This window comes from Pseudoalteromonas sp. 3D05, from assembly GCF_002723455.1.
Lineage (GTDB): Bacteria > Pseudomonadota > Gammaproteobacteria > Enterobacterales > Alteromonadaceae > Pseudoalteromonas.
Genome location: NZ_PDUS01000002.1, coordinates 204,022 through 230,064 on the forward strand (window position 1 = coordinate 204,022; position 26,043 = coordinate 230,064).

25 protein-coding genes and 2 tRNA genes are annotated in these 26,043 nt (G+C 39.0%); 11 read left to right on the forward strand and 16 right to left on the reverse strand.

Features of this window, described 5'->3' with window-relative positions; translation table 11 throughout:
• Positions 1 to 99: 99 nt before the first annotated feature.
• The 14 genes from CSC79_RS03225 to CSC79_RS03290 all read right to left on the reverse strand — a co-directional run bounded on the left by CSC79_RS03225 (position 100) and on the right by CSC79_RS03290 (position 16,133).
• On the reverse strand, positions 100 to 2,421 hold the full coding sequence (locus tag CSC79_RS03225) for an MMPL family transporter (protein WP_099293993.1): 2,322 nt from the start codon (positions 2,419 to 2,421) through the stop codon (positions 100 to 102).
• Entirely contained in the window at positions 2,421 to 3,422 is a 1,002-nt protein-coding gene (locus tag CSC79_RS03230; protein WP_099293995.1) for a YCF48-related protein, read from the reverse strand. Before CSC79_RS03230 ends, CSC79_RS03225 begins: the two co-directional genes overlap by 1 nt.
• 128 nt (positions 3,423 to 3,550) lie before the next feature.
• Positions 3,551 to 4,915: a DUF1329 domain-containing protein gene (locus tag CSC79_RS03235; protein ID WP_099293997.1), complete on the reverse strand. Its 1,365-nt coding sequence runs from the start codon at positions 4,913 to 4,915 to the stop codon at positions 3,551 to 3,553.
• Positions 4,916 to 4,925: 10 nt separating this feature from the next.
• Positions 4,926 to 7,040, reverse strand: coding sequence for a DUF1302 domain-containing protein (locus CSC79_RS03240; RefSeq protein WP_099293999.1), 2,115 nt, complete (start codon positions 7,038 to 7,040; stop codon positions 4,926 to 4,928).
• Positions 7,041 to 7,283: 243 nt separating this feature from the next.
• Complete coding sequence (locus CSC79_RS03245) at positions 7,284 to 7,505, reverse strand: DUF2835 family protein (RefSeq protein ID WP_099294002.1); 222 nt, start codon at positions 7,503 to 7,505, stop codon at positions 7,284 to 7,286.
• A 3-nt stretch (positions 7,506 to 7,508) separates the two neighbouring features.
• A complete protein-coding gene (gene pepN / locus CSC79_RS03250) occupies positions 7,509 to 10,103 on the reverse strand; it encodes an aminopeptidase N (protein WP_099294004.1) in 2,595 nt (864 codons plus the stop codon).
• A gap of 45 nt (positions 10,104 to 10,148) precedes the next feature.
• Positions 10,149 to 11,612: a Na+/H+ antiporter NhaC gene (gene nhaC, locus CSC79_RS03255; protein ID WP_099294006.1), complete on the reverse strand. Its 1,464-nt coding sequence runs from the start codon at positions 11,610 to 11,612 to the stop codon at positions 10,149 to 10,151.
• A gap of 173 nt (positions 11,613 to 11,785) precedes the next feature.
• Positions 11,786 to 13,819 (reverse strand): carboxy terminal-processing peptidase, encoded by a 2,034-nt coding sequence (prc, locus tag CSC79_RS03260; RefSeq protein WP_099294008.1) that lies wholly within the window; start codon positions 13,817 to 13,819, stop codon positions 11,786 to 11,788.
• Positions 13,820 to 13,845: 26 nt separating this feature from the next.
• Complete coding sequence (gene proQ, locus CSC79_RS03265; RefSeq protein ID WP_099294010.1) at positions 13,846 to 14,496, reverse strand: RNA chaperone ProQ; 651 nt, start codon at positions 14,494 to 14,496, stop codon at positions 13,846 to 13,848.
• A gap of 14 nt (positions 14,497 to 14,510) precedes the next feature.
• A complete protein-coding gene (locus tag CSC79_RS03270; RefSeq protein ID WP_099294012.1) occupies positions 14,511 to 14,789 on the reverse strand; it encodes a hypothetical protein in 279 nt (92 codons plus the stop codon).
• Positions 14,786 to 15,247, reverse strand: a complete 462-nt coding sequence (locus tag CSC79_RS03275; protein WP_099294014.1) for a GAF domain-containing protein — start codon at positions 15,245 to 15,247, stop codon at positions 14,786 to 14,788. Before CSC79_RS03275 ends, CSC79_RS03270 begins: the two co-directional genes overlap by 4 nt.
• 125 nt (positions 15,248 to 15,372) lie before the next feature.
• Positions 15,373 to 15,768, reverse strand: coding sequence for a hypothetical protein (locus CSC79_RS03280; protein ID WP_099294016.1), 396 nt, complete (start codon positions 15,766 to 15,768; stop codon positions 15,373 to 15,375).
• A 130-nt stretch (positions 15,769 to 15,898) separates the two neighbouring features.
• Positions 15,899 to 15,989 (reverse strand) — tRNA-Ser (locus tag CSC79_RS03285).
• Between the two features lie 53 nt (positions 15,990 to 16,042).
• Positions 16,043 to 16,133 (reverse strand) — tRNA-Ser (locus CSC79_RS03290).
• Between the two features lie 252 nt (positions 16,134 to 16,385).
• Between CSC79_RS03290 and CSC79_RS03295 the strand changes: the two genes are divergently transcribed.
• The 11 genes from CSC79_RS03295 (at position 16,386) to CSC79_RS03345 (ending at position 24,135) form a co-directional block, all read left to right on the forward strand.
• Positions 16,386 to 17,051, forward strand: coding sequence for a Bax inhibitor-1/YccA family protein (locus tag CSC79_RS03295; RefSeq protein WP_099294018.1), 666 nt, complete (start codon positions 16,386 to 16,388; stop codon positions 17,049 to 17,051).
• A gap of 55 nt (positions 17,052 to 17,106) precedes the next feature.
• Entirely contained in the window at positions 17,107 to 17,460 is a 354-nt protein-coding gene (gene tusD / locus CSC79_RS03300) for a sulfurtransferase complex subunit TusD (protein ID WP_099294020.1), read from the forward strand.
• Positions 17,457 to 17,813 carry a sulfurtransferase complex subunit TusC gene (gene tusC, locus CSC79_RS03305; RefSeq protein WP_099294022.1) on the forward strand — a complete coding sequence of 119 codons (357 nt, stop codon included), beginning with the start codon at positions 17,457 to 17,459 and terminating at the stop codon, positions 17,811 to 17,813. The genes tusD and tusC overlap by 4 nt, the downstream gene beginning before the upstream one ends.
• Positions 17,810 to 18,076, forward strand: a complete 267-nt coding sequence (locus CSC79_RS03310; protein ID WP_099294024.1) for a DsrH/TusB family sulfur metabolism protein — start codon at positions 17,810 to 17,812, stop codon at positions 18,074 to 18,076. Before tusC ends, CSC79_RS03310 begins: the two co-directional genes overlap by 4 nt.
• A gap of 3 nt (positions 18,077 to 18,079) precedes the next feature.
• Positions 18,080 to 18,409, forward strand: coding sequence for a TusE/DsrC/DsvC family sulfur relay protein (locus CSC79_RS03315; RefSeq protein ID WP_099294026.1), 330 nt, complete (start codon positions 18,080 to 18,082; stop codon positions 18,407 to 18,409).
• Positions 18,409 to 19,083, forward strand: coding sequence for a pseudouridine synthase (locus CSC79_RS03320; RefSeq protein WP_099294028.1), 675 nt, complete (start codon positions 18,409 to 18,411; stop codon positions 19,081 to 19,083). The genes CSC79_RS03315 and CSC79_RS03320 overlap by 1 nt, the downstream gene beginning before the upstream one ends.
• 248 nt (positions 19,084 to 19,331) lie before the next feature.
• The gene (mnmA, locus tag CSC79_RS03325) at positions 19,332 to 20,432 is read left to right on the forward strand and encodes a tRNA 2-thiouridine(34) synthase MnmA (RefSeq protein ID WP_099294030.1); all 1,101 of its coding nucleotides are present in this window, start codon (positions 19,332 to 19,334) and stop codon (positions 20,430 to 20,432) included.
• Complete coding sequence (gene hflD, locus CSC79_RS03330) at positions 20,432 to 21,034, forward strand: high frequency lysogenization protein HflD (protein WP_099294032.1); 603 nt, start codon at positions 20,432 to 20,434, stop codon at positions 21,032 to 21,034. The genes mnmA and hflD overlap by 1 nt, the downstream gene beginning before the upstream one ends.
• Before the next feature lie 32 nt (positions 21,035 to 21,066).
• Positions 21,067 to 22,437, forward strand: a complete 1,371-nt coding sequence (gene purB, locus CSC79_RS03335) for an adenylosuccinate lyase (RefSeq protein WP_099294034.1) — start codon at positions 21,067 to 21,069, stop codon at positions 22,435 to 22,437.
• Between the two features lie 81 nt (positions 22,438 to 22,518).
• Positions 22,519 to 23,664: a cupin domain-containing protein gene (locus CSC79_RS03340; protein WP_099294036.1), complete on the forward strand. Its 1,146-nt coding sequence runs from the start codon at positions 22,519 to 22,521 to the stop codon at positions 23,662 to 23,664.
• A 12-nt stretch (positions 23,665 to 23,676) separates the two neighbouring features.
• Positions 23,677 to 24,135, forward strand: coding sequence for a GNAT family N-acetyltransferase (locus CSC79_RS03345; RefSeq protein ID WP_099294038.1), 459 nt, complete (start codon positions 23,677 to 23,679; stop codon positions 24,133 to 24,135).
• 248 nt (positions 24,136 to 24,383) lie between these two features.
• Here CSC79_RS03345 and CSC79_RS03350 read toward each other — a convergent pair whose 3' ends face one another.
• Both CSC79_RS03350 and CSC79_RS03355 read right to left on the reverse strand, forming a co-directional pair.
• The gene (locus CSC79_RS03350; RefSeq protein ID WP_099294040.1) at positions 24,384 to 24,845 is read right to left on the reverse strand and encodes a DUF4826 family protein; all 462 of its coding nucleotides are present in this window, start codon (positions 24,843 to 24,845) and stop codon (positions 24,384 to 24,386) included.
• A gap of 400 nt (positions 24,846 to 25,245) precedes the next feature.
• Positions 25,246 to 26,037 (reverse strand): SDR family oxidoreductase, encoded by a 792-nt coding sequence (locus CSC79_RS03355; RefSeq protein WP_099294042.1) that lies wholly within the window; start codon positions 26,035 to 26,037, stop codon positions 25,246 to 25,248.
• Between the last annotated feature and the right edge of the window lie 6 nt (positions 26,038 to 26,043).

Here is a 26,043-nt window from a genome sequence, read left to right on the forward strand (position 1 = left end):
GATGAAAACATTTTAAGCATTTCAGCTATTTGGTCATCTATTCACAAAATATAGATATAAATGGCCTATTACGGCCATTTAGGAGCAAAAATATTCACATTATTTTTTCTGGTCGGTCCAGAGCAGGCTGCCTATCGCTGGTAATAACAGCACAGCACCGAGCATATTCACCAAGAACATAAAGGTTAGAAGAATACCCATATCAACTTGGAACTTAAGATCAGAGAAAATCCATGTACTTACACCAATCGCTAAGGTAATACCTGTGAACAATACGGCACTGCCCCTTTCTACCAATGCATTACGGTAAGCTGTAGGTAGAGAAACACCTTGCTTAAGTTGCCCCATCATTGATGACAAAATATAAATTCCATAATCGACACCTATACCCACACCTAACGCTATTACCGGTAATGTAGATACCGTTAACCCAATTTGCAGTTGTACCATTAAGGCCTGTGCAAGAGTAGATACGATATAAAGCGGTAACACAACAGCAATAGTCGCTTTAACACTTTTAAAACTAATCAGACATAAAATAATTACAGCACCATATACATATATCATCATAGGTAATTGCGCAGCTGCGACTGATTCATTGGTTGCCGCCATAACACCCACAGGACCTGATGCTAACTTAAACTGTAGTTTATCGGTTTGCTCTTGCACAGCAAACTCCTTCACCCTGCTAATAACATTGTCGATAGTTTCAGCTTTATGATCATCTAAGAATATAATCACAGGCATCACCGAACAGTCACCATTGAGCAGGCCAGTGCTTGTTTCAACTCGTGCACTTGCTTGAACCAAACTTGCCGTATTACGCGGTAATGTTTGCCACTTCAAATTACCCTCGTTGTATCCGGCATTAACAGACTGCGCGACTGAACTTAAGCTAACCGCAGATTGTACGCCTGCTAAATTTTCAACCTTATATTGAAAACGACTGATCCGTTGCATCACATCATGATCTGTACATGCGGCAGGATAAGCTTCAACCAACACCTTCAAAATATCTGAAGAAATTGTGTATTTGTCCGATATCAAAAAGGTATCTTGGTTATAGCGAGCATCTTGGTGCAATGAAGGTGCACCTGCATGTAAATCACCAATTCGCATTTTATCTGCTTGCCAGTAACCCAATGCAAAAAGTACTAAAGTAAATGCTATGATGATTTTAGCAATTTTAGGATCTGTTGCCTTAACCAGTAACTCACGTAGTTTATCTAACGTATTGGGTTTATCAGTGTTGCCTGATTGAATGTGCACTGTGTTTTCAAAGCGCATGTATGACGCCCACACAGGAAGCAATATTAAATTTGTAAAAATGATAACCGCGACACCTAAGCTAGCAGTAATCGCAAGCTCTCGGATGATACCAATATCAATCGTCAACAAGGTTAGGAAACCGACTGTATCTGAAAGTAATGCAATACCTCCAGGTACAAGTAATGCCCTGAAGCTTGACTGACAGCAAACGCGCGTTGCTTTACCCTGCGCCACTTTCTTGCCAATTGCATTAATCATTTGCACACCATGACTCACGCCAATGGCAAAGACTAAGAACGGCACCAGAATTGACATTGGGTCCAGACCAAAACCAAGACTTGACAATAACCCTAACTGCCAAACAACCGCAATGATCGAGCAAGCAATAGGTAATACAGTCAGTTTAAGGCTGCCACAAAATAACCAAACCATGATAAAAGTAAAGGCAATAGCGATTGCGAAAAACAGCACAACCCCTTTGGCACCTTCAGCAATATCACCTGCCATTTTAGCAAAGCCAATAATATGTATACTGACATTCTCAGTGCTTAGTGGCTCACGAATTTGAGACTCAAGCTTTTCAGCGAAAGCTAAAGTGTCTAGCTTCTCTTGTGTTTGAGGATCTGTTTCTAATAACTGCGCACTTACCATAGCGCACGAATAATCAGACGCGATCATTCGACCAACAACTTTCGCTTTCTCAATATTTTGCTTAACTACCGCTAAGCCTTGTTGATCTGCTTTAAAGTTTGCGGGAAGAATTGGGCCACCAGCAAAACCATCTTCAACAACTTCAACAAAACGCGCACTTGGCGAGAATATAGAGTTCACAAGAGGTCGATTAACACCTGGTATAAAATAAAGCTGATCGTGGACTGCTTTCAACTGCGTGAAAAAGTCAGGGTTAAATATGTTGCCACTATCATCACAAACAGAAATCAAAATGCTATTTGCACCACCGAATTGCTTCTCATGTTTCAAATACACTTTCATGTAGTCATGATTCAATGGTATGTTTTTATTAAAAGAAGCATCTAGTTGAATATGAGTTGCTTTAAAGGCAAGTATGCATGTCAACAATACAAAACTGATGAGCATGATTAATCGATGACGAAACACCGCTTTTTCTAAGAAATCTAATATCCCTTGCATTACGGAGTAATCCCCTTCACTTTAATCCCATCTTCAGATGCCATAATAAGTTGATCCTTAAAAATAACTGCATCTAGTATTGATTTACCATTTGGTAATTGTTCAACTTGTAGCTTGTTATTTTTTAAGTGAAAAATAACACCACTATTGGCAAGTAGTAACCAACCTTGTTGACCCATGTCTAAAATACTGTTCACTGTAGCTGTTTTATTGTTTTTTAAGTGCACCCACGGCTCTGTCGCTGTTCGGGTAAAGATGTTACCTCTTAAGCCTGCGACTAATGCCTGTTCTTGATCATTTTTTGCATAGGCGAAAAATGAACCTGCATAGATTTCGTCGTCGCGATGCCAAGTTTTTCCATTATCTGAACTACGCGCCATCAAGCCCATTTCACCAACAATAATAAGTTCATTTTCAGTAGCTACTATTCTATTGAAATGCGGTAAAATAGAGCTTGTTTCAATCTCATAACCTTCTGGATCAGTTTCTTTAAGATCAGCAAGATAATCTCTATCATCTTCATGCAATAGTGACGCTAAAAATCGTTTGTTCCACTGTTTACCGCCATCTGATGTTTCATAAAACATGCCATAGGCGCCAACTGCATACCCATTTAAATTGTCAGTAAACATAATATCTAAACACGGTTTATCTAATTGCTCATTGACTTGTTGTAATTGCCAGTTAGCCCCTCCATCCAGTGAATGAATAATGGTGGCATCATGACCACAAGCCCAGCCAACTTGACCGTCAATAAAATCAACAGCAGTGAGTAATACTTGGGTAGGTACGAAAGCTTGGTCCCATTTAATTGCATCTTTACTGGTAACAATTGTGCCGTGCTTACCAACTGCGACGATTTTTTCGCCATTGAATTCAATATCAGTTAAAAGCGTTTCTTGTGCTTTAGCTGCACTAATAGCAGGACGTGGCGTTGCTGCCGAAACAATAAATGTAAGAAAGGCCAAGGTGGTTAACCCCGCATAAAGCAAATACTTCATATATTAAAATCGCCTTGAGGAGAGTAAGTTTGTCATCAATCGTGCAAATGGAAAAACCAGTGTGTGTCAGAAAGACAAACGTGAATTGATAAAAGGCACCTAATAAACATTAGGTGCCTGTCTTTTATTTAACGACCAGCGCGGCGTAATGCGTTAGACGTAAACTCGTTATCGTTGAATGATTTTGAGAAATCATACATTTTTTCTTGGTTGTCTAAACCAATTGCAAGGTAACGACGAGAGTTAAGATCGTGATAAACATCTAGCGTGCTCCAGTTTGTAAGCGCATCATAATAATTTAAACCATGCGCCATACCAACTCGATACATTTGGTCACGATTATCATAAATATCGGTTACGTGTATTTGCCAGCTGTCTTCATCAATATAAAAAACACGCTTTTTATAAATATGTCGAGTGTCTTCTTTTAAGTTTGCTTCAACAACCCAAACACGGTGTTTTTCATAACGAACGTGTTCAGGATTAATATGACCGGCCATCAGAATATCATCGTACTCTAGCTTATCACTGTGCAGCTTGTAACTGTTGTACGGAATATAAAGTTCTTGCTTACCTTTTAGCGTCCACGTGTAACGGTTTGGAGAACCGTTAAACATATCAAAGTCATCCGTTGTACGAAGGCTATCAGCAGCTGTACCCGGCGCATCATAAGCAACATTCGGTGCGCGACGAACACGGCGTTGTCCTGAGTTGTATGTCCATGCCTGGCGAGGAGTTAATATTTGGTCCATAGTTTCATGTACAAGTAATGCAGTACCTGCTAAACGTGCAGGCTGTGTTACTTTTTGTTTAAACTTGAACAAAATATTAGATTCTTGCAATTCTGCTGGGGTCGCTTCTGGATCTGAGTACTTAACAAGTAACTGCTCATCGAAGCCAACCATGTTGTATGAACCTGAAGCAGTCGGTGCAGCTTGACCACCAAAACGTTCAATCGATAATCCGCGATAACGAAGTAAGTGATTCCAAATAGCTTCTAAACCATCTTTTGGAATTGGAAACGGAATACCAATTGCCGTATTCTTAATACCATTACCGCCTTCAATTAACTCGGCTGTAGGTGCATATTCTTTGGTAGCATCATACACAAATTGTGGGTTTGAAGCGCTACGGTGTGTTTTATATATATTCATTTTGAAGGTATCTGGATACGCTTCGAATAATGCAACTTGGCCTGGGCTAAGATGTTCTTTGTACTTAGCAAGATTTGATTTATCGATTGTAAATAATACTTTATCGTCTGCAAACGGATCAATGTGGTGCATACCCGGCGAATAACCTGCTGGGGCCTTTGTTATTCCGCCAGTCCATGCTGGAATAGAACCATCAGCATTACCTGCCTTTTCTGCGCCAACTGGCGTCAAATCATTGCCTAAACGAGCAACTTCTTCACTTGTCATTTTAGCAAAAGAAGCGTTTGTAGCAAACAAGCCACACACTGCTAGTGCGATGAGGGTAGGTTTTTTTATCATGATGATACCCTTATATTGAATATTTAATATTGAAAGAAACATAATCACGGTCAGAGAAAGTATTTGTTTGACCGCCACCCCAGAACGTATTGTAACTAAAGTCAAATGACCACGCATTTTGATAGTTAAAGTTCATAGTCATACCCAATGATTTACGATCTTCAATAAATAAAAACATAGGATCAGGGGTAATACCATTTACGTCATGAGAAAATACAAAACGTGGTGAAAAATTCACACCTTTGAAAAAGTTATAATAATCACCTTTTGCGATTAAACGATAACCCCAAGCAGAGGCTGTTGGGAATGGGTTTGTTTCAGGCCCATTCGAAAGGCCTAGGTGCAAAGTAGAATAATCAACAGACCCTGGGCCTGTAATTACACCGCTTCGTCCAGTACCTGATACATTCAGACGTAGCTCATCGTACTCTGGCATGTCATTAATTCTAACACCGCCGACTTCACCCACCACAGCCCAGCTGTCAGCACCCAGTGACGGGCCAAACAAGTGTGTTGCGGTAAATTGTAATTGAGCAGTATTTCGTAAAATATACCCAGCAGCTACATCACCAGGCGCAACAGCACTACTAACAACAGTTCCATCTGGAAGTGTTGTCTTTGCATCACCCGGTACCTGTGATATGCGCTCTAAATCTAGTCTTAAGCCAGCAGCAGCTAATTGTTCTGGCATACCGGCATAAAGCAATTCTACATCATCAATTTGTAAAGGTTCATCCTGGCGAAATGCAAATTCACCCGCGAACGCAGTCTCACCAAGTGAAGTATTAAAGCTTAAGCCATACAGTTTGATATCTTCAGGGTATTCTAAAACCCCCTGAGTAAATGCGTTTAGTTGAGTAATATTGTCTTCTGTAATCTCTGAGGACAATATCATTCCAATGTCTTGACCAATTGCTTGTGCTGAAAAGTTAGATACCTTACCAGAAATTAAGGGGCGGCGACTGTGGTAATTAATATGATAAAGAGCTATTTCTGTGTCATTTAATTCAGGTAAAAACATTCCTAAACGTAAACCATATTGACCACCGTCATCTGGCTCAACTTTACCCGCATTTCCTTTCCCTTTTAGAGCCACCTTAGTTGGGTAAGCCATATACATTTGACTCATCATAGCCTGGCCCTGTGGGCTAGTGGGATCAACACCTTGTGAGCTAACTATATCATCAAGGTTATTTAAACTTTTAGTTAAAAAGGCCAAGTCAATATCAGGATTAGCTGTGAAGCCTAATTGAATATTCTGCTGGTAACCATTTTCAGAAGCAAAATCATTGGTCGAAAAATAACTACCTGCTGCAGGAAGTCGAGTCTCATGCCACTCATATTGGTAAAACGCTTCAAGGTTTATATTTTCAGTTATACCTAAAGAGGCCCATACCATACCAACAGGAATAAATGCTTCTTTGACTTCAGAACCAGGCGCTTTTAAGCGGTCAATATCAACTGGGTTTACATTGATACCGTGAGATATCAGGGTGCTTTCACCCCAGTTAACTACTTGCTGGCCTATACGAATTGAAAGTGGGTTATTACCATCATTCAAGTCAAAATTAGCCCAAACGTAGGCATCTAATAACCTAAGATCAGCACAAACTTGCTCTTTTGTATCGTCATCATCACATGGATCAACGCCTCCACCTGATGTTGGATTGACGTAAGCACGATCGCCATCCATTAATTCAAAATCATAGAAATACATGAAACGGCTAAATAAACCGAAATTGTCTTTGCTGATTGATAAATCATGGGTCCCTTTTAATAATTTAGAGAACGACTCACCGCTATCAAAATTTAGGTCCCCTGCATCGCCATTGTTCGAATAAGCGCCTGCTTGCGCCCAAACGTCTTGACTTGAATAAACAGTGTTACCAATAGACGGATTGTACCCTGCCCAATTAAATGCAGGGTTATTACTTTTACCTATATGAGAAAAGTCACGGTCTTCGACACGTATACTTTGCCCATATGAAAAATTTGAATCAAACGTTACGTCAAAGCCACCAACATCAAAATTAGCAGCATTAACTGAACCGGCAGATAAACCAAGCGTTGCAGCAGCTAGGCCTAAAACTATTTTGTTTTTAACAAAAAGCGATCTTCTTATCATTGTGTGTTCCCCTTGTCGCGGGCATTTTGTGATCAAGTTGTTGTTTTTAGTGTAGTAGTAACGATAGAACCGAAACATAAAAATTACAAACAGAACGCGTTCAAACGACTATAAATTTACAATTTAATTAGCGTTTACGTAATGGTAAGACGTCCTACCAGATAATTTATACACGTAAATTAACAATAGGACAAATTGAATTAACAAAAATACAATATAAATATTAATTTTTTTAGAAAATACTTAGCTAACCCGCTCTAAGCGAATAAACTTATTATCTAATGTTAACAATAAACGAAAGCGCCCTCTCACTCCTAAAGAAGAAATAAAAGGACGTAAATGGTGGGCATCAAAGCGAACTTTTTTACCCCCATCCTCAATAACCTGGACTGATCTATATTTACCATCGTAGTAATCTAAGCACTGGTTGTAAGTCAGGTTTAAAAAAAAGTAATACTCACGCATAAGTCATTTTAAAGCTTTTTCTACTTTTTCAAATAAGTCATCACTTAAATTTTCTAAGGTCGCTAATCGCATTAATTGAGCTTTCATTCCTTGGGCCCGATTAGTGTCATAGCGTCTCCACGACATAAATGGTGTTAACATACGAGATGCATTTTGAGGATTGATTGAATTGAGCTTAATAAGTAAATCACCCAAAAGCGCATACCCTGTGCCATCTTCACGGTGGAACTGTGCAGTATTAAAATGGCTAAAGCTACCCACAAGTGCACGAACTCGATTTGGATTGGAAAAATCAAAGCATGGGTGATCATATAAGCGTTTTATATGCTCAATTGCCCCTTCTTTGGATTGCATCGCTTGTAAAGCAAACCATTTATCCATTACAAGCACATCATGTCGCCATTGGCTGTCAAAGCTAGCAAGTAACTCATCACACAACGGATGTTGAGCCTTAACAACGGCGCTCAGACTCGCTAGCACATTCGTCATGTTAGTTGATTTTGCACCAAGGGCTAAGCATGCTGCTACATCATTAGTTTCAAGCTTAGCTAGATAATGTAAGCATTGTCCTTTTAAAGCACGTATTGCAACTGCACTGGCATTAAGCGAACCATCATCAACGAGGCTGTTATAGCATGACAAAATTGGATGGTAGAGTTGTTGTGCAATTTGTTGTTCAAAACATGCGATAACATCAACTATCTCATCTACGGGTATAACTTCAAATTCAGCTGCGAGTGTATCGAACGTTGGAAGTTTCAATAGCTCTGCGGTCAGTGCAAGATCGCCAGTTCTATCTGATACAAGCTCAGACAGAGTATTTATTACAGCGTCACTAAGTACAGCATTTTCAGATTCTATAATAGCATTTTTCACAGCATTTATGAACAAGGTTTGCTGAGCATCCCAACGAGAAAAATCACTGCGAGCATAGCGCATAATATGCAAAAGTTGGCTTTCGTTAATTTCATGATCAAGAATGCATGGTGCTGAGAAGTCTTCTAGTAGCACAGCAACAGGCTGTTTTGTAAGGCCATCAAAGTTAAATTCCTGATATGTTTCTGTCACATTCAATACTGAATCAATGCAGACATTCTGATATTTTAAATCCAGACTCCTACCATTCTCATCGAGCAGTTCTATTGCAAACGGAATATGCAGAGGTTTATGCGCAGGATAATTACTTGGAGGATGCTGCTCAATCGCTACTTTTAATGTTCCGCTGTTTTCGTCAAACGATTGCTTAACAGACAACCTTGGTGTGCCTGGTTGGCTATACCAATATTTAAACTGAGTAAGATCAATACCTGATGCATCACTCATTGCGCAGACAAAGTCATCACAGGTCACAGCTTGACCATCATGACGCTCAAAATAAAGTGTCATACCTTGTTGAAATTTCTGCTCACCCAAAAGGGTATGCATCATACGAATAACTTCTGCACCCTTGTCATACACAGTTACAGTATAAAAGTTATTCATTTCAATGACTTTTTCTGGCCTAATTGCATGTGACATTGGGCCTGCATCTTCACTAAATTGATGTGTACGCATCACTTTTACCGCATCAATACGGTTGAGCGCTCGCGAACCTAAGTCACTGCTAAACTCCTGATCACGAAACACAGTCAGCCCCTCTTTTAATGAGAGCTGAAACCAGTCACGGCAAGTAACACGATTACCAGTCCAATTATGGAAGTATTCATGTCCTACAATCGATTCAATCGTGTGGTAGTCTTTATCTGTTGCAGTTTCTTGATTTGCTAAAACACATTTAGAGTTAAAAATATTTAACCCTTTATTTTCCATTGCACCCATATTGAAAAAATCAACAGCAACAATCATATATATATCAAGGTCATATTCAAGATTGAAGCGTTCTTCATCCCACTGCATTGATTTCTTTAAAGAGGCTATAGCATGCGGTGTTTTAGATAAATTTCCTTTATCAACAAATAATGCCAGATCCACACTGCGACCACTTTTAGTAATGTACTTATCTGTTAGTACATCAAAACTGCCTGCTACAAGTGCAAATAGGTAACTCGGTTTTTTAAATGGATCCTGCCATTTAGCAAAATGAAGCCCATTATCCAATTGACCTTCAGCGATCTTATTACCGTTTGATAATAAGTGCTCATATTTTTGCTCTGCTATTATTGTTACATCAAAGCTCGCAAGAACATCGGGTCTATCTAAAAAGTAGGTAATCTTTCTAAAACCTTGTGCTTCGCACTGGGTACAATAGGCTCCACCTGAAAGGTATAGACCCTCTAATGAAGAGTTGGTATCAGGAGACGTCTCAGTAACAATACGTAGCTGGCAGCTAAGAGGTAAGTTCTTTACAATTAATTGTTCTTTTTCTACTTGATAATCAGCATACTTTGAGCCGTTTAACTCTACTGAGATAAGTGTTAAATCCACCCCATCCAAGATTAAGTCTGCATCTGATTTATCTGTTCTTTCTAATTGTAAAACAGCACTAACACGCGTGTTTAATGGTTTTAATTCAAAGGTTAAATCAACATGTTCAATTTTAAATTCAGGGGCTTTATAGTCTTTAAGATATTGCGCTTTAGGCTTTTTAATTGCAGTCATAGGGTAACTCCAAATTTGCTCCTCCTCTTTGGAGGAGCATTTATTTTATGCGTGTTGCTTTGGCTTTATGCGTAAAATTTTAATGCCTAGATAAGCATAAACTACGGCCAAAAATGGATTTATTAAATTGAAGAAAGCATAGAAAAGGTAATCTAACGGGTTTACGTGTAAAACACTTTGCATATATGCACCACACGTATTCCAAGGGATTAGTGGGCTGGTAATAGTACCGCCATCTTCTAACGTTCTTGATAAGTTAACAGGCTTCAAACCGCGCTTTTCGTATTCGTCTTTGTACATACGACCAGGTACAACAATAGCAATATATTGATCAGCAGCAATCACATTAGTACCTATACAAGTAGCAATCGTCGCTGTAATTAATGAACCCGTGCTTTTAGCTATTTTTAAGATACTTTTAACAAATATATCTAATAAACCTGTTTTTTCCATAATCGCGCCAAACATCAAAGCAGTCATGATCAACCAAGTTGTAGTTAACATACCTGCCATGCCACCACCACTTAGTAGTGAATCCATTTTTTCATCACCAGTGATTATATTAAACCCGTCGAAAAAAGTGGCCCAGATAAGTTTAAAATAACCAACTAACTGCCCTTGAGAAACGTCAATTTGGCTCGCTATTAAGTCCGATTGAAATAGCATTGCCCAAACAGCACCAATAACGGCGCCTATCGAGATTGCAGGGAATGCCGGCATTTTCTTAATGGCTAAAACAAGTAGCACAATCAAAGGGACCAGCATTTCTAAACCAATATTAAAATTCTGTTCTAGAATAAGCGTAATTTCATCAATACGCCCAGCTTCATTTGCTGCACTAGCATTAAATCCCATTACAATAAAAATAATCAAAGCAATAATAAAGCTCGGAACAGTTGTCCAAAGCATATGATGTATATGTTCAAACAAATCAGCCCCAACAACAGCTGGAGCTAAGTTAGTGGTTTCTGAAAGAGGACTTAACTTATCACCAAAATAAGCTCCTGATATAACAGCGCCCGCAGTAACCACCGAGTCTAGGCCTAAACCTGTAGCAACACCAAGAAGTGCAGTACCGATGGTCGCAGCTGTAGTCCATGAACTACCAATACTCATAGCAACTATGCCACATATTAAGCAACTTGCTGCATAGAACCAACTAGGATCAATAACCTGCAATCCGTAATAAATCAAAGTTGGCACGGTGCCTGAAAGCAACCATGTACCGATTAAAGAGCCAACCATGAGTAATATTAAAATCGCACCTAACGACAAAGTAATCCCTTCGATCATGGCATCTTCTAACTTCTTCCATGTATAACCATTTTTTAGCCCAATCAAAGCCGCTGTAAACGTTGCAAATAGCAGTGCAATTTGATTTGGGCCTGATGATGAACTATCACCGAATAAATAAACGGCAGCACCTAATAAACAGATGAGCACAGAAATAGGTATTAGCGCGTCAAAAAAACTCGCTTTGTTGATTGGTTTTTCTTCTACTGGATTCAAAATTGAAACTCCCACGTGTTGTTGTCTACACGCTTAATTATTATTTTTTAGCACAGAAACGATACTATAATACATCATCTCGTTCTGGGTTTAATCTTCGATTATATCAATTTCATATGCTTTAGGCAGCAAAAAAGGCGCTTAAGCGCCTTTTTTGTAGTTTTAAATCGTTACTATTTCTTAGCAATACGTCCAAACTTTATGTAATCTTGTGTGATTAATGCCGCTTCTTCAAGAAATGGGTCTAAATCATCAAGAACGTCAGGAACATCTTCTAAGTCTTTCACTGGCTGTTCACCAAGACGAACTAAGCGCTCATTTGTACGCTTAAGTGCTAGTGCATCATTCTGCTCTTTTTCTTTAATGCGGTTTGCTTCAACTAAAGAAATTGTTTTACGATCTTTTTCTTCGTTATACCTAGCAATGTCTTCAAACACATAACCAAATTCAGGCTCTTTCTTGATTCTATCAATGTGTTGCTGCGATACATGGTTAATAGCAGATTTTAAATTATCAACAGAATTATATTTTGCTCTGATAATACTATCCCACGGTAATGCATTATCTTCTTGGCTTTCACCCCACTCTGCCGGGTCTATTGCTGACGGGAATGAAATATCCGGGATCACACCTTTATGCTGAGTGCTGCCACCATTGATGCGGTAAAATTTAGCAATGGTATATTGTACGCTGCCTAAAGGGTTATCATATAAATCATAAGCGCGGCCTAAACCTTTATGCTGCTGAACAGTCCCTTTACCAAAGGTTTGCTCACCTATCACAATCGCTCGACCATAATCTTGCATAGCAGCGGCAAAAATTTCAGAGGCTGACGCGCTGTAACGGTCAACTAAAACAGTTAATGGGCCATCGTAAAACGTTATGCCATCCCTGTCTTTTTGTTCTTCAATTCGGTTGTTAAGTGTGTGAATTTGTACCACAGGACCTTGATCAAAGAACAGCCCGGAAAGTTGCGTTGCTTCGTATAACGAACCGCCGCCATTTTGTCTAAGGTCTATAATAATGCCGTCAACTTTAGCTTCTTTTAATTTCGCGAGCTCAACTTTGACATCTTTCGATAAATTATTATAAAAACCAGGAATTTCAATTACACCAATTTTACTGGTTAGATCAGAGTATTTAGCTTCGAATACTTCGGATTTGGCAGCGCGATCTTCTAACCTAATTTTATCACGAATGATCTCAACGACTTTAGGTGTACCGTGTGTATCAGCGCCTTTAAGATATTGTAAGCGAACTTTGGTGCCTTTAGGGCCTTTGATTAGGTCAACTACATCATCTAAACGCCAACCGATAATATCAACAAACTCTTCACCATCTTGCGCTACACCAATGATACGGTCATCCGACTTAATTTGTTCTGATTTGTCCGCTGGACCACCAGGTACTAAACTACGGATCACAGTATAATCTTCATCGTAGCCTAAAACAGCACCGATCCCTTCTAATTCGAGATCCATGTCCATTTTAAACTGTTCAGCTCGACGTGGTGAAAGGTAAGAAGTGTGAGCCTCGATACTTCTAGCGAATGAATTCATAACAATTTGGAACGCATCTTCGCTTTTAGTTTGTACTAAACGTTTTTGTGCGTTTTGGTATCGCTTGGTAAGTACTTTTTTAATACCGGGCCAATCTTTACCTGTCATTTTTAATCGTAACGCATCATATTTAACACGCTCTCGCCACAGCTCATCAAGCTCGGCTTGAGATGATGCCCATTGTGCATCTTCACGATCAAAATAATATTCATCGTCTTTATCAAACGTCATTTCAGTTTCTAGCAATTTTAATGAATAATCATATCGCTCGAACCGTCTTTTCATACTCAAATTGAATATATCAAACGTAAAATCAAGCTTGCCAGTCGTCAATGCATTATCAAATTGGTTGCGGTATTGCTCAAAGGACGCAACATCCGCAGCCAAAAAGACGCTTTTATTAAAATCAAGGGATTCGATATAACGATCAAATACTTTACCAGAAAGCACGTCATTAAAACGAATAGGTTTGTAGTGTGCACGAGTAAATAAGTTCGCCACCCGTTTGCTAGCCGTACTATGCTGACTTTCTTGCTCCAATACAGGCAAGTCTTTTACTGTCAAAACATCAACAACGTCTGTCGATGCAAATAAAGACCCTGAATATAGGGCCGCGACTAACGGAATGAGCGTAAACTTTTGACTCATACACAACTCCTTAATTTATATACAGCTTAAACTATGTAAAGGCTGTCTGCTTTTGTTTTAACTTGCATGCCTGTTACTAACTCAACATGAACATCATCTTTGTTCACTTCAGTGATAGTCGCATTTACAAGTGCTTGGCCAAGTTTAACTTTAACCTTGTTATTAACCTTGACCTCACTTGATGGTAAAGGTTCAATTTTACCTGAACGCTTAGCAGGTGCTGCTTTGGCATTAGTATTGTTAACCTTAGCGTTTTTCTCACCATTTTTGGCGAACTGACCCGGTTTCTTTTTGTAAGATTTTGTGTCTGAATCATTACGAGGACGCTGTGCTTTTTTGCGTTTTGCCATTTTAGCACGGCTTTCTTCAAGCGCTTTTTGAGCATGATCAATGTGCTCTTGCTCTACTTTTTCACCCTGATTCCCATCTAAATCAATACGAAATTCAGACTTAGTAACGGCTTCTAAATAACGCCAGTTCGATGTGTATTTTCTTAAAGCTTGACGTACCTGAGTTTTACTTACTTTCTCAGATCCTTCAATACGCTCAGCAATATCTTTAAAGATACCTACTTTAAGCGGTTTGATGCCGTCTTTTTGTTTAAAACATTCTGGAAATTCTTGATATAAAAAATCCAGTACTTCATTGATATCTTTTAGCTTGTTTGTGGTTTCCATTTTAGAACCTTTTGTTACATCTTTTCGTCAATTGACGAATCGACATAGTGTGTTACCCAGTCGGTCAACTCTTCGAACTCAGCCTCAACCAGCGCCATATCGCCACGAAGGTGTTCCCAAATACCATTAATAATTTCATCGATTAATTCACATTCAAGGTCATCTGGAAGACGTTCCCAAGCAATATGAATCAAATCGTTTAGCGTTTCCGCTACGTGTTCTTCATCCCCTTCCCAATCACCAACATCAGCAATGGCAAACAGATAATCCTGTACATTTAATAAGTCTTTCATGCAAGCGTTGCCTCAAAACAGGCAGCTAATGCTTCAAGACCTTTTTGATCGTCGCTACTGAAGCGAGCAATACTCGGGCTGTCAATATCTAAAACAGCAAACACTTTACCGTTTTTAAGGATCGGTATTACTATTTCAGAGTTTGAAGCAGCATCACAGGCTATATGACCTGCAAATGCATGCACATCTTCAACAAGTTGAGTTTTTGCAGTCGCAGCAGCTGTTCCACAGACCCCTTTTCCTACAGGAATACGTATACACGCTGGATTGCCTTGGAACGGACCGAGTACTAATTCTGATGGAGAATCCATTAGATAAAAGCCCGCCCAATTTACATCGTCTAATGATGTAAAAAGTAACGCACTAATGTTAGCCATATTAGCTATAATGTTTGTCTCACCAGTAATTAGCGACTCAGTTTGTTTAACTAATGACTGGTAAAATTCTTGCTTTTGCATACCAAACTACTTCTTATCAAACATACAGTAGTTAAAGGTACTCTTTGTGGCCAATAATTGAAACCTTTTCAAGTCAAAAAAAGATAATTTACGCTAATTTTCAGCAGGCTTGGTTATTATTTCCACTATTGGCGCTCAGTCTTTTTTAAACTTGCTTTTCTTAATCCATATAAAAATAAACCAGCGGCAACAGCAGACATTGAGGTATTTACTAAAAAGACCATTCCTTGCGTTGCACTAAGCAAATAACTAAAAATAGCGCCACCGAGTAACCCGAGTGTAAGCACACCCGAATAATTCACTTTGGCGTATTTAAACATCAACAAATATCCAGGTACAACAAATGCTGCCATCGTTAAGCCGACGATATGGGCATTGGCAATTGCACTCATGAGCAAATTAAAAAAGATTGTGATCGAATCACCATTTAAGGTTAGTGCGTAATAAGCACCTAACAAACTACCGATGATAATGGGAGAAAGTAGCGACAATGCAACGCTCTTTGCAAGCCTATGTTTCATTAAGCGTCCTAGATATAAAAAGTATTTAAGTTAATCATGCATGATGTTTTGCTACTTCGAAACAGAGACTATGGTCGTAATTATTTTTCACAAGACATAAAAAAACCCGCTGATAGCGGGTTTTTATATATGGTGGAGAGATAGGGATTTGAACCCTAGAGGGGCTACAAACCCCTGCCGGTTTTCAAGACCGGTGCATTCGGCCACTCTGCCATCTCTCCGAAACTGCTATAAGTCACGAGTAAGAGTGTACTCATAACTATTTTTAATTAGGTGGTGGAGAGATAGGGATTTGAACCCTAGAGGGGCTACAAACCCCTGCCGGTTTTCAAGACCGGTGCATTCGACCACTCTGCCATCTCTCCGACGGCGTGCATAATAGATAAACCCGTGCTCTTTGTGAAGCTTTTTTTGCAAAAAACTTTTCAAGTGCTTAAAAAACAATTAATTTGCACACTCTTCACACAAACCAGTCGAATTATCAGACAAATGGGAACTTTTATATTTATTTAATGGTCTATTGAAGTACAAACATTTGCCCAAATATATAACTCTTGATAATCTAACTCTAGTTAATTATCGGAACTACAACAAGTTTCACTTAAAGGAGCTCTACAATGGCATTTAATCAATCGTACAATACCGCTAAACCGGTTATGTCGACCATTGAAACAAACAAGGTACTTAAAAACACCTATTTCTTACTGGCCATGACATTAGCATTTAGTGCAGTGACGGCTGGTATCTCAATGGCATTACAACTACCTTACTTTATGGGGTTAGTTTTCACACTTATTTCGTTTGGCTTACTCTTTGTCGTCAACAAAAAAGCAGATAGCGCATCAGGCGTAGCTTGGGTATTTGCTTTTACAGGTTTAATGGGTGCCGGTTTAGGCCCACTTTTAAACCACTATGCAGCAATGCCTAATGGCCCTATGCTTATCATGCAAGCGCTAGGTTCTACAGCATTAATTTTCCTAGGTCTTTCAGCCTATGCTCTGAATACCAAAAAAGATTTTTCTTTTATGGGCGGGTTTTTAACTGTTGGCTTAATCGTTGTTATAGTTGCAAGTATTGTTAATATTTTTATTGGCAGTTCTTTAATGTTTATGGTGCTTAATGCAGCTGTAGTATTAATTATGTCTGGACTTATTTTGTTTGATACTAGCCGTATTATTAACGGCGGCGAAACAAATTATATCCGCGCAACTGTTTCTTTATACCTGAGCGTATATAACTTATTTACTTCATTACTTGCTCTACTTGGCGCAAATAATGACTAATTAAAAAGTTCTGTTAAAATAGCCCCTCTTTAGGGGCTTTTTTATTGGATATGTTTTGGCACGATTTGTACTTTCATTACACTGCGCACCGTCAGATCACGACACCACTCAACGACTATTCAAATTTGCAACCACTTGTCTAGAACAAGGGCATAGCGTTGATACTATTTTTTTATATCAACAAGGCGTATACCATGCCAGCGAAGACATTAATTTAGCAACAGATGAGCTTGCTATTGCAAACCTTTGGCAAACGCTACATCAACGCGGTATTAAACTTATGCTGTGTATTACTGCGGCTGAAAAGCGTGGTCTTAATATTGCAGCCACGAACTTATTTACCGTTGCAGGCCTTGCCGAATTTGCGATGCTCGCCAGTGAAGCTGATAAATGGGTGCAATTTAAATGATTAACGTCCTTGTATTAAGTCAACATAGCCCTTTTGATGATATGCATATTCGAGATGCTCTAGACATGACACTCATATTTGCTGCTATTGAACAAAATATAAGCTGGTTATTTACTGGCCCTGCTGTTCTTGCATTAAAAGAAAATCAAAACCCTGAATCTTTAGGGCTAAAAAATTATTTTAAAAGTATAAAAACATTAGAAATTTATGACGTTGAAAACATCTATGTATGTGAGAAGTCTTTACTTGACTATAATCTGAGTAAAAATGATCTGATAATCAATGCAAAACCTTTAAACTTTAAAGCTCAAAGTCAATTAATTAGTGCGCAACAACAGGTTGTTAATTTATGAGCACATTACACATTTTTTCTAAACCAATTAGTTATTACGATAACGAACGTCTAGTAAACTTAATACAACAAAACGACACTGTTTTATTGGTCGGGGATGCTTGTTACTCACAGAAGCTGTATTTCCAGCTTTGTGACAAGCTTTTACTTTTATCCGACGATGCTAAAGCCCGTAACATTGAAATTATGCAACAAAATACCGCAATCGATTATGAAATATTCGTAGCAAAAACCCTATCTTCCTCTCAGTCTATAACTTGGTAACTCATGCTAGAATTTAAAAATCAACAAATCGAAACAGATAAACAAGGCTATCTTCTTGATCATCAACTTTGGACACCTGAGCTTGCACCAATATTAGCCGAACAAGAAAGTATTGCTCTTACTGAACAGCATTGGGAAGTTATAAACTTTGTCCGCGATTTTTATCTTGAATACAATACCAGTCCCGCCATCAGAATGTTAGTTAAAGCCATGGCTAAAGCGCTTGGAGAAGACAAAGGCAACAGTATTTACCTTTATAAGCTTTTCCCAAAAGGCCCGGCTAAGCAAGCAACTAAAATTGCAGGACTGCCAAAACCAGCACGGTGTATTTAATGATGACAACAAATAAACCCAAGAACAGACGCAGCAGCGGGCGAAGTTTTAACAGAGATTTGTCTTCTCCCAGCAAACAGCCAATAAATACAAAGAACAAAAGAGAAATAAAAGCGCAGATCCCTTTAAGTGAGCGAAAAATTGTTTTGTTTAACAAACCATTTGATGTGTTATGTCAATTTACTGATGACAGTAATCGCCAAACACTTGCTAACTTTATTGATATTAAACACGTCTATGCCGCAGGACGCTTAGATAGAGACAGTGAGGGCCTTTTACTTTTGACTAACTGCGGTAAATTGCAAAACGCGCTCACTTCCCCGAATAAAAAAACCAGCAAAACTTATTGGGTACAAGTTGAAGGTGAACCGTCAGACGAAGTCATTAATATGTTGCGAAAAGGCATTATGTTAAAAGACGGGATGACACTACCTGCAAAAGTTGAACGTCTTCAGCCACCGCATTTATGGACACGCACACCTCCTGTTAGAGAGCGCAAAAACATTCCTACAAGCTGGTTGAGCATCAGCTTAACTGAAGGCAGAAACCGTCAAGTGCGACGTATGACAGCCCACATTGGTCACCCAACATTGCGGTTAATTCGATATCAGATTGGTCAGTACACCTTAGATAATATTAAAAATGGCGAATATAAGTTACTCCAAGGCGAGTAATTACCGTTTGTGAGAATACTATTGCCCTGGTCAATACAACTCCATTTTTGAGCCCTCCTCATATCACTCACTGGTGTTTTTTAGGCAAGACAAAACTGATATTTTGGGTGGCTTGCCTTCTATTTTACATGCTATAATCGCGGCCTTTCATACGCCATAAGCTATATGAGTGTTTATAATTCGCACTCTAACTCTCTCTTGTGGTTAGTAGTATAAAATGACAGCAACCTGTATAAGCGAAAATATCCATGAGCGAAAATAGTCACATTAAAGTCATTGTTGGCATGTCCGGCGGTGTTGATTCTTCTGTATCAGCTTATTTATTAAAACAACAAGGCTATCAAGTTGAAGGCTTGTTTATGAAAAACTGGGAAGAAGACGATAATGATGAATATTGCGCTGCTGCTGAAGACTTAAAAGACGCACAAGCGGTCTGCGATAAGCTTGATATAGAACTACACACTGTTAATTTTGCAGCCGAGTATTGGGATAATGTTTTTGAGTATTTTTTAGCAGAATACAAAGCCGGCCGTACGCCGAACCCTGATATCATGTGTAACAAAGAAATAAAATTTAAAGCATTTCTTGAATTTGCAGCAGGTGCACTTGGTGCTAATTATATCGCTACAGGCCATTATGTGCGTCGAGAATTACGTGATGATAAATATGTAATGTGCCGTGGCCTTGATGATAATAAAGATCAAAGCTACTTTTTGTATACCTTAAGCCATGAGCACATTGGACAAACACTTTTTCCTGTAGGTGATATTGCTAAACCTGAAGTTCGCCGTATTGCTGAAGAACAAGACCTCATTACTCACGATAAAAAAGACAGCACAGGTATCTGCTTTATCGGTGAACGTAAATTTAAAGACTTTTTACAAAAATTCTTACCCGCACAACCTGGTGTGATTGAAGACACCGAGGGTCATAATGTCGGTGAGCATGAAGGATTAATGTACCATACACTTGGCCAACGTAAAGGTTTACTAATTGGCGGCATGAAAGAAGGCTCTGGTGAGCCATGGTACGTTGTTGATAAAGATATAGAGCGCAATGTGCTTGTTGTAGGCCAAGGCAAAGATCACCCTCGCCTTTATAGTAATGGTTTAAATGCAAACCAATTACATTGGGTTGATAGAGTCGGCCCTAAAGGCACAACACGCTGCACAGTTAAAACACGTTACAGGCAAGAAGATATTAGTTGCACCCTTCTTGTAGGCGATGATGGTTTGGCACGTGTACTTTTTGATGAGCCGCAAAAAGCCGTAACGCCAGGCCAATCAGCTGTCTTTTATGCAAACGAAGTATGCCTTGGTGGCGGAATCATCGACTCGGTGATCAAATAATGACAGAAAACCAAGTAATGGCTTTGGCAGCAATGTGTCAAATTGCCAAGCAAGTACAAAAAATTGCCCAGTATGGCAGTAGCAATGATTATGACCTTGAAAAATTACTTTCAAGTATTGTCGTAACTAACCCTGATTCACCAGAAGACGTGTATCAAGGGACTGAAAATCTTAGAGCTGGTTATCAATGTTTACTGGATCAGCTCAGTGCTGGCGAGAAGAAAGATGTTGAAATCGTCAAGTATGTCGGCGGCCTAATGCAGCTTGAGCGCGCACTAAGTGCAAAATCAAGTAGCTTAGCTGATCTTGGCAAAGGTATTGATGATATAAAGCGTCGTTTAGACCATTTTGCAATTACTGATGCAACATTAATCGCAGCCCTTGCAGATATATATTCAAAGGTGCTTAGCCCCCTTGGGCACCGCATTCAGGTTTATGGCAAACCTGATTTATTAAAACAGCAATTAGTACAACACAAGATACGCGCATTATTATTAGCGGGCATTCGAAGTGCAGTACTTTGGCGACAAATGGGCGGTAAGCGCCGCCATTTTTTCTTTGCAAAAAGAAAAATAATCGCCATTGCTAAAAACCACATATAATTATCGTTCAAAACTAAAATTTAGGAGTTATTATGGAGCTTTCAGCGTTAACAGCTATCTCTCCGGTGGATGGTCGCTATGGCAGCAAAACCACTGAACTACGCAGTATTTTCAGCGAATTTGGCTTGATAAAATACCGTGTAACAGTCGAAGTTCGTTGGTTACAAGCCCTTGCTGCTGCTGATGCCATCAAAGAAGTACCGGCATTTAGCGACGAAGCAAATGCTTTACTTAACGCGATTGTTGATAACTTCAGCGAAGCCGATGCACAACGTGTAAAGGATATCGAGCGTACTACAAACCATGATGTAAAAGCGGTAGAGTACTTACTTAAAGAAAAAGTAGCTGATAACGCCGAGTTACATGCAATTAATGAATTTATTCACTTTGCATGTACGTCAGAAGACATCAATAACCTGTCTCATGGTTTAATGCTCACTGAAGCACGTGATGAAGTATTACTTCCTTACTGTGATCAACTACTGAATGCAATCAAAGAAAAAGCGATTGAGTACAAAGCTGTACCCATGATGACCCGTACTCACGGTCAACCAGCAACACCTTCTACTATGGGTAAAGAGTTTGCTAACGTATACATGCGATTAAAGCGTCAACGTGACCAAATTGCGCAAGTACAAATGCTAGGTAAAATTAATGGCGCTGTTGGTAACTACAACGCCCACCTGAGTGCTTACCCTGATTACGATTGGCATAACCATGCAGAGCAATTTGTAACTAGCCTTGGCTTAACATTCAATCCATTTACGACTCAGATTGAACCGCATGATTACATTGCAGAGCTGTTTGATGCGATTGCGCGTTTTAATACCGTATTACTTGATTTTGACCGTGATGCATGGGGCTATATTGCCCTTAACCACTTTAAGCAAAAAACCATTGCAGGTGAAATTGGTTCATCTACAATGCCGCACAAAGTTAATCCTATTGATTTTGAAAATTCAGAAGGTAACTTAGGTCTTGCTAATGCAATTTTTGGTCACTTGGCTCAAAAATTGCCAGTTTCACGCTGGCAGCGTGACCTTACTGACTCAACAGTACTTCGTAACTTAGGTGTAGGCATGGGTTATGCGTTAATTGCATACCAATCTACACTTAAAGGTGTTAGCAAGTTAGAAGTAAACGAGCAGCGTTTACTTGAAGAGCTTGACCAAAACTGGGAGCTTCTTGCTGAGCCTATTCAAACCGTTATGCGTAAATACGGCATTGAAAAACCTTATGAAAAGCTTAAAGATTTAACTCGTGGTAAACGTGTTAATCAAGAAATTATGGCTGAGTTTATAGATGGTTTAGATTTACCAGAAGAAGCTAAAGTAGAAATGAAAAAGCTGACGCCAGCCAACTATATCGGCCGCGCAGTAGAGTTCATCGACAATTTAGCGTAAACAAAAAGCTAAAACATTTAAAAAGCGAAAGGCTCCCCTTTCGCTTTTTTTATCTCTATTCGTTTGTAAATGGTGAAAAACATGTATCAATTAACGATTAACTCCCTGTCAGAACAAGAATTTTTAAATCAATATTGGCAGAAAAAACCTTTGCTAATTAAACAAGGCTTTCGCGATTTTGAAGACCCTCTTGATGCAAATGAGCTTGCAGGCCTTGCCATGGAAGAAAGTATTGAATCTCGTATTATCACCAACCAAAATAACGACTGGCAAGCTCACCATGGTCCTTTTGAAGATTTCGAGTTATTAACAGAGCAACATTCTACTTTACTCGTACAAGCCGTAGATCATTGGCATCCAGATGCAGCACAAATACTTGAACCTTTTAGATTTATTCCTAATTGGCGGATTGATGACTTAATGATCAGCTATTCCACGCCCGGTGGTGGTGTAGGCCCACATTTAGACCAATATGATGTTTTTATTATACAAGGTGAAGGCAAAAGGCATTGGCGTGTAGGTATGCCAGACAGTAATTTAAAACAGTTTGCACAAAATAAATCACTATTACAGGTAGAACAATTCCCTGCTGTTATTGATTGTATTTTAGAACCAGGTGATATTTTATATATCCCACCAGGTTGTCCCCATGAAGGTTATGCGGTTGAAAATGCAATTAACTATTCTGTTGGATTTAGAGCCCCGAATCAGCAGGATTTATTATCGAGCTTTGCCGATTATGTGATTGATAAAGAAGCTGGCAGCACCCGCTACTCTGATCCGCTCCTTGAAACCAGAGAGTCAAAGGGACTTCTTAGCACTACAGAAGCGACTGAGGTTAAGCAATTACTCAGCGCATTATTACAGGACGATAGTTTATTTAAGTCATGGTTAGGTCAAACAACCAGTGAACCTAAGCATGAAATGGATTTAATGCCACCAGAAGATCTTTATACAACTGAACAAGTCGCTCAATTGATAGGTGATTCTGACGAGATTTTTGAACGTTTAGGCGGCACCAGAGCAATATACCAAAGTACTGATAATGAAATTATTTTAAGTGTAAACGGCCAAAACTTTTTACTGCCAAAAACAGACCTAGCAGTAGTAAAATTATTAACTGATGACGTTAGCGTGACCGCTGAACAAATTAAAAGTTCAAAAAATAGTTTAAAATTTACTCAATCCTTTACTACACTACTAAATGAAGGTATTTGGTTTTGTTAGAGGTAAGATGCAATGAGTTATCATATCGACAAGGTAGAATGGGATACGCGAAAGGATTTATTACAACATATTAGAGAGCGTGTTTTTGTATGTGAACTACATATACCAAAACATATAGAGTTCGACAACTTAGACAATAACGCATTACACGTACTCGTAACAGATGACACTGAATCGCCAGTCGCGACAGGTAGATTATGCAACGACGGTTTAATTGGTAGGATTGCAGTATTACCTGAACATCGTAACCGGTCTGTATATAAGTCACTATTAAACTATATGGTTAATTTAGCTCAACAACAGGGCTTTAACAATATTAGTATAAATTGTATTTTAAACGAGGTTGAACGTTTTAGACGCAATGGTTTCACACAACAAGGTATCGTATTTATGGAAGCTGGTATTGCGCGCCAACGCATGCAATGCCCTATAAATCAGTTTGATACCAAACCATTCACGTTAGTGCATTAAAAAGCGAGCTACAAAGCTCGCTTTATTTTTGTCTGTTCCTAGTATCGATTTAATCGCGGCACCAGGTTTGTAAAATAGTGGGCTAACGCAATACCCTAAGGACAGCGCATGTTTAGCATTGATGCTGCGTTATCGCCTATTTATAAGGCGTACACCAACCTACATAGCCGACGCCTTGCCTAAATACAAATCAGACTGCTTTGAATTTCACCTTGAAAGTTCAACAGTTCTTAATAAGCTGAACTTATCTAGCTTGCTTCGTTAACCCAAAGGTGGTCTCTTTCATACATTTCATATAAACCGTGAGCACGATTAACTAATAAGTTTGCAAAATCCACCTGGGTTTTATCCAGATTTCCAGACTGCATGATTTGGTCTGCTTTTAATTGCCATTGCAGAGAAAAATAGCGCAGCGCATCACGCGGGTTTTCAGCTGCTGTATCTTGGGCATGATCTGTAGGTAAACGTCCTGTTATCACCCAGTAGTTTTTACCCGTTTGTGCTTTAAATTTCCACAGTGCACATAAAGGAGCAATAAAACGGCTCTCTTTTTCAATTAATGTTTTCGGAAGAATACCTTTTTCAGCTAAATGCTTTTGCGCATTTTGAAAACACTCACGCTGCCACATTGCACTTTCTTGTTGTGCTTTAGCATGTTCTTCGGGTGTTAATTCTTTAGATTGATCAGGTTGAGTTTGTTTTTGTGTCATTTTTAATTACTCTTTTACAACTTGTAGACACTTTAAGTGCTATAACCCCAGCGTGCAAGCACAAATACAGGATTATAACCAAACCACCTCAAGATGCAGAATTCAGCGTTTCACAGGGGCTTAATATCAAAGCGTTAGTTTGCAAGAATGACCATCCCTTTAAGAAGGAATAACACTGAGAAAAAGTGCCGGTGGAGCGCCCAAAGGGTTGGTTTAAAAGCAATTTATTTTGCCTTATCAATTTTACCAATAGAACCACTATTACTTGCAATCAATCCCTGACCTAAATCGCTTTTATTTCCAACGACGCTCACATCTTAAGGTGGCTTGGGTGTATCCACTGCATTTACTGTAAACGCAGCAATACAAAACTCGTTACGTAAAACAGTATATAGAAACGTTACCTGTAATTTGTTTTAGCTGTTATACGATTAAATAAACCAGGGAAAAATCGTTTAATTGTTGGTGCAAGCCCGCTTAATCCTTGACCCACGATGACTTCGTCTTTTTGTTTAGCTATCGCATCTATCATTTGTTTAACGGCAACCGACACATCCATACCATTTTCAATCGAGTGCTCCGGCTTATTTTGCGCAACGCCATGCTCATTAAGTGAATTATGCGCAATTGCTGTTTTTATTGAACCTGGACAAATAGTTAAACAATGTATATTTTTATCAGCTACTTCCGCCCTTAAGCAATCCATAAAGCCAACCACTGCGTACTTACTGCCTGAGTATCCGGTACGAAATTTAGACCCAACTTTACCCGCAACGCTGCTTATAGAAACGACAGAGCCACAACCACGTTCAACCATAGAGGGTAACACCGCTTTAGTCAGTGCAATTAATCCAAAATAATTGACTTCCATTAACTGTCGATAAACCGAAAAGTCATTCTCTAAAAACAAACTTCTTTGCGATACACCGCCATTATTAATTAAGATATCAACACGGCCTATTTCATCCATTATTGATTTAACGTATTCAAAAACATGTTCAGGTTGAGATAAGTCTAATGGGATAACAGAGTGATTATCACCATCTAAAGCCGCTTTAATTTCTTCCAATTTATCAGTGTTTCTCGCAGATAAAATAATATTTGCACCTAAATGTGCCAACTGAACCGCTAATTCTTGCCCGATACCTGATGATGCACCGGTGATCCATACTGTTTTATTTTTAAAATTCATAATGAC

Excerpts from the sequence above, each read along its gene's own strand:
- CSC79_RS03225 (WP_099293993.1), bottom strand. The coding sequence starts at position 2,421 with ATGCAAGGGATATTAGATTTCTTAGAAAAAGCGGTGTTTCGTCATCGA.
- CSC79_RS03230 (WP_099293995.1), bottom strand. The coding sequence starts at position 3,422 with ATGAAGTATTTGCTTTATGCGGGGTTAACCACCTTGGCCTTTCTTACA.
- CSC79_RS03235 (WP_099293997.1), bottom strand. The coding sequence starts at position 4,915 with ATGATAAAAAAACCTACCCTCATCGCACTAGCAGTGTGTGGCTTGTTT.
- CSC79_RS03240 (WP_099293999.1), bottom strand. The coding sequence starts at position 7,040 with ATGATAAGAAGATCGCTTTTTGTTAAAAACAAAATAGTTTTAGGCCTA.
- CSC79_RS03245 (WP_099294002.1), bottom strand. The coding sequence starts at position 7,505 with ATGCGTGAGTATTACTTTTTTTTAAACCTGACTTACAACCAGTGCTTA.
- pepN (WP_099294004.1), bottom strand. The coding sequence starts at position 10,103 with ATGACTGCAATTAAAAAGCCTAAAGCGCAATATCTTAAAGACTATAAA.
- prc (WP_099294008.1), bottom strand. The coding sequence starts at position 13,819 with ATGAGTCAAAAGTTTACGCTCATTCCGTTAGTCGCGGCCCTATATTCA.
- proQ (WP_099294010.1), bottom strand. The coding sequence starts at position 14,496 with ATGGAAACCACAAACAAGCTAAAAGATATCAATGAAGTACTGGATTTT.
- CSC79_RS03270 (WP_099294012.1), bottom strand. The coding sequence starts at position 14,789 with ATGAAAGACTTATTAAATGTACAGGATTATCTGTTTGCCATTGCTGAT.
- CSC79_RS03275 (WP_099294014.1), bottom strand. The coding sequence starts at position 15,247 with ATGCAAAAGCAAGAATTTTACCAGTCATTAGTTAAACAAACTGAGTCG.
- CSC79_RS03280 (WP_099294016.1), bottom strand. The coding sequence starts at position 15,768 with ATGAAACATAGGCTTGCAAAGAGCGTTGCATTGTCGCTACTTTCTCCC.
- CSC79_RS03295 (WP_099294018.1), top strand. The coding sequence starts at position 16,386 with ATGGCATTTAATCAATCGTACAATACCGCTAAACCGGTTATGTCGACC.
- tusC (WP_099294022.1), top strand. The coding sequence starts at position 17,457 with ATGATTAACGTCCTTGTATTAAGTCAACATAGCCCTTTTGATGATATG.
- CSC79_RS03310 (WP_099294024.1), top strand. The coding sequence starts at position 17,810 with ATGAGCACATTACACATTTTTTCTAAACCAATTAGTTATTACGATAAC.
- CSC79_RS03315 (WP_099294026.1), top strand. The coding sequence starts at position 18,080 with ATGCTAGAATTTAAAAATCAACAAATCGAAACAGATAAACAAGGCTAT.
- CSC79_RS03320 (WP_099294028.1), top strand. The coding sequence starts at position 18,409 with ATGATGACAACAAATAAACCCAAGAACAGACGCAGCAGCGGGCGAAGT.
- mnmA (WP_099294030.1), top strand. The coding sequence starts at position 19,332 with ATGAGCGAAAATAGTCACATTAAAGTCATTGTTGGCATGTCCGGCGGT.
- hflD (WP_099294032.1), top strand. The coding sequence starts at position 20,432 with ATGACAGAAAACCAAGTAATGGCTTTGGCAGCAATGTGTCAAATTGCC.
- purB (WP_099294034.1), top strand. The coding sequence starts at position 21,067 with ATGGAGCTTTCAGCGTTAACAGCTATCTCTCCGGTGGATGGTCGCTAT.
- CSC79_RS03340 (WP_099294036.1), top strand. The coding sequence starts at position 22,519 with ATGTATCAATTAACGATTAACTCCCTGTCAGAACAAGAATTTTTAAAT.
- CSC79_RS03345 (WP_099294038.1), top strand. The coding sequence starts at position 23,677 with ATGAGTTATCATATCGACAAGGTAGAATGGGATACGCGAAAGGATTTA.
- CSC79_RS03350 (WP_099294040.1), bottom strand. The coding sequence starts at position 24,845 with ATGACACAAAAACAAACTCAACCTGATCAATCTAAAGAATTAACACCC.
- CSC79_RS03355 (WP_099294042.1), bottom strand. The coding sequence starts at position 26,037 with ATGAATTTTAAAAATAAAACAGTATGGATCACCGGTGCATCATCAGGT.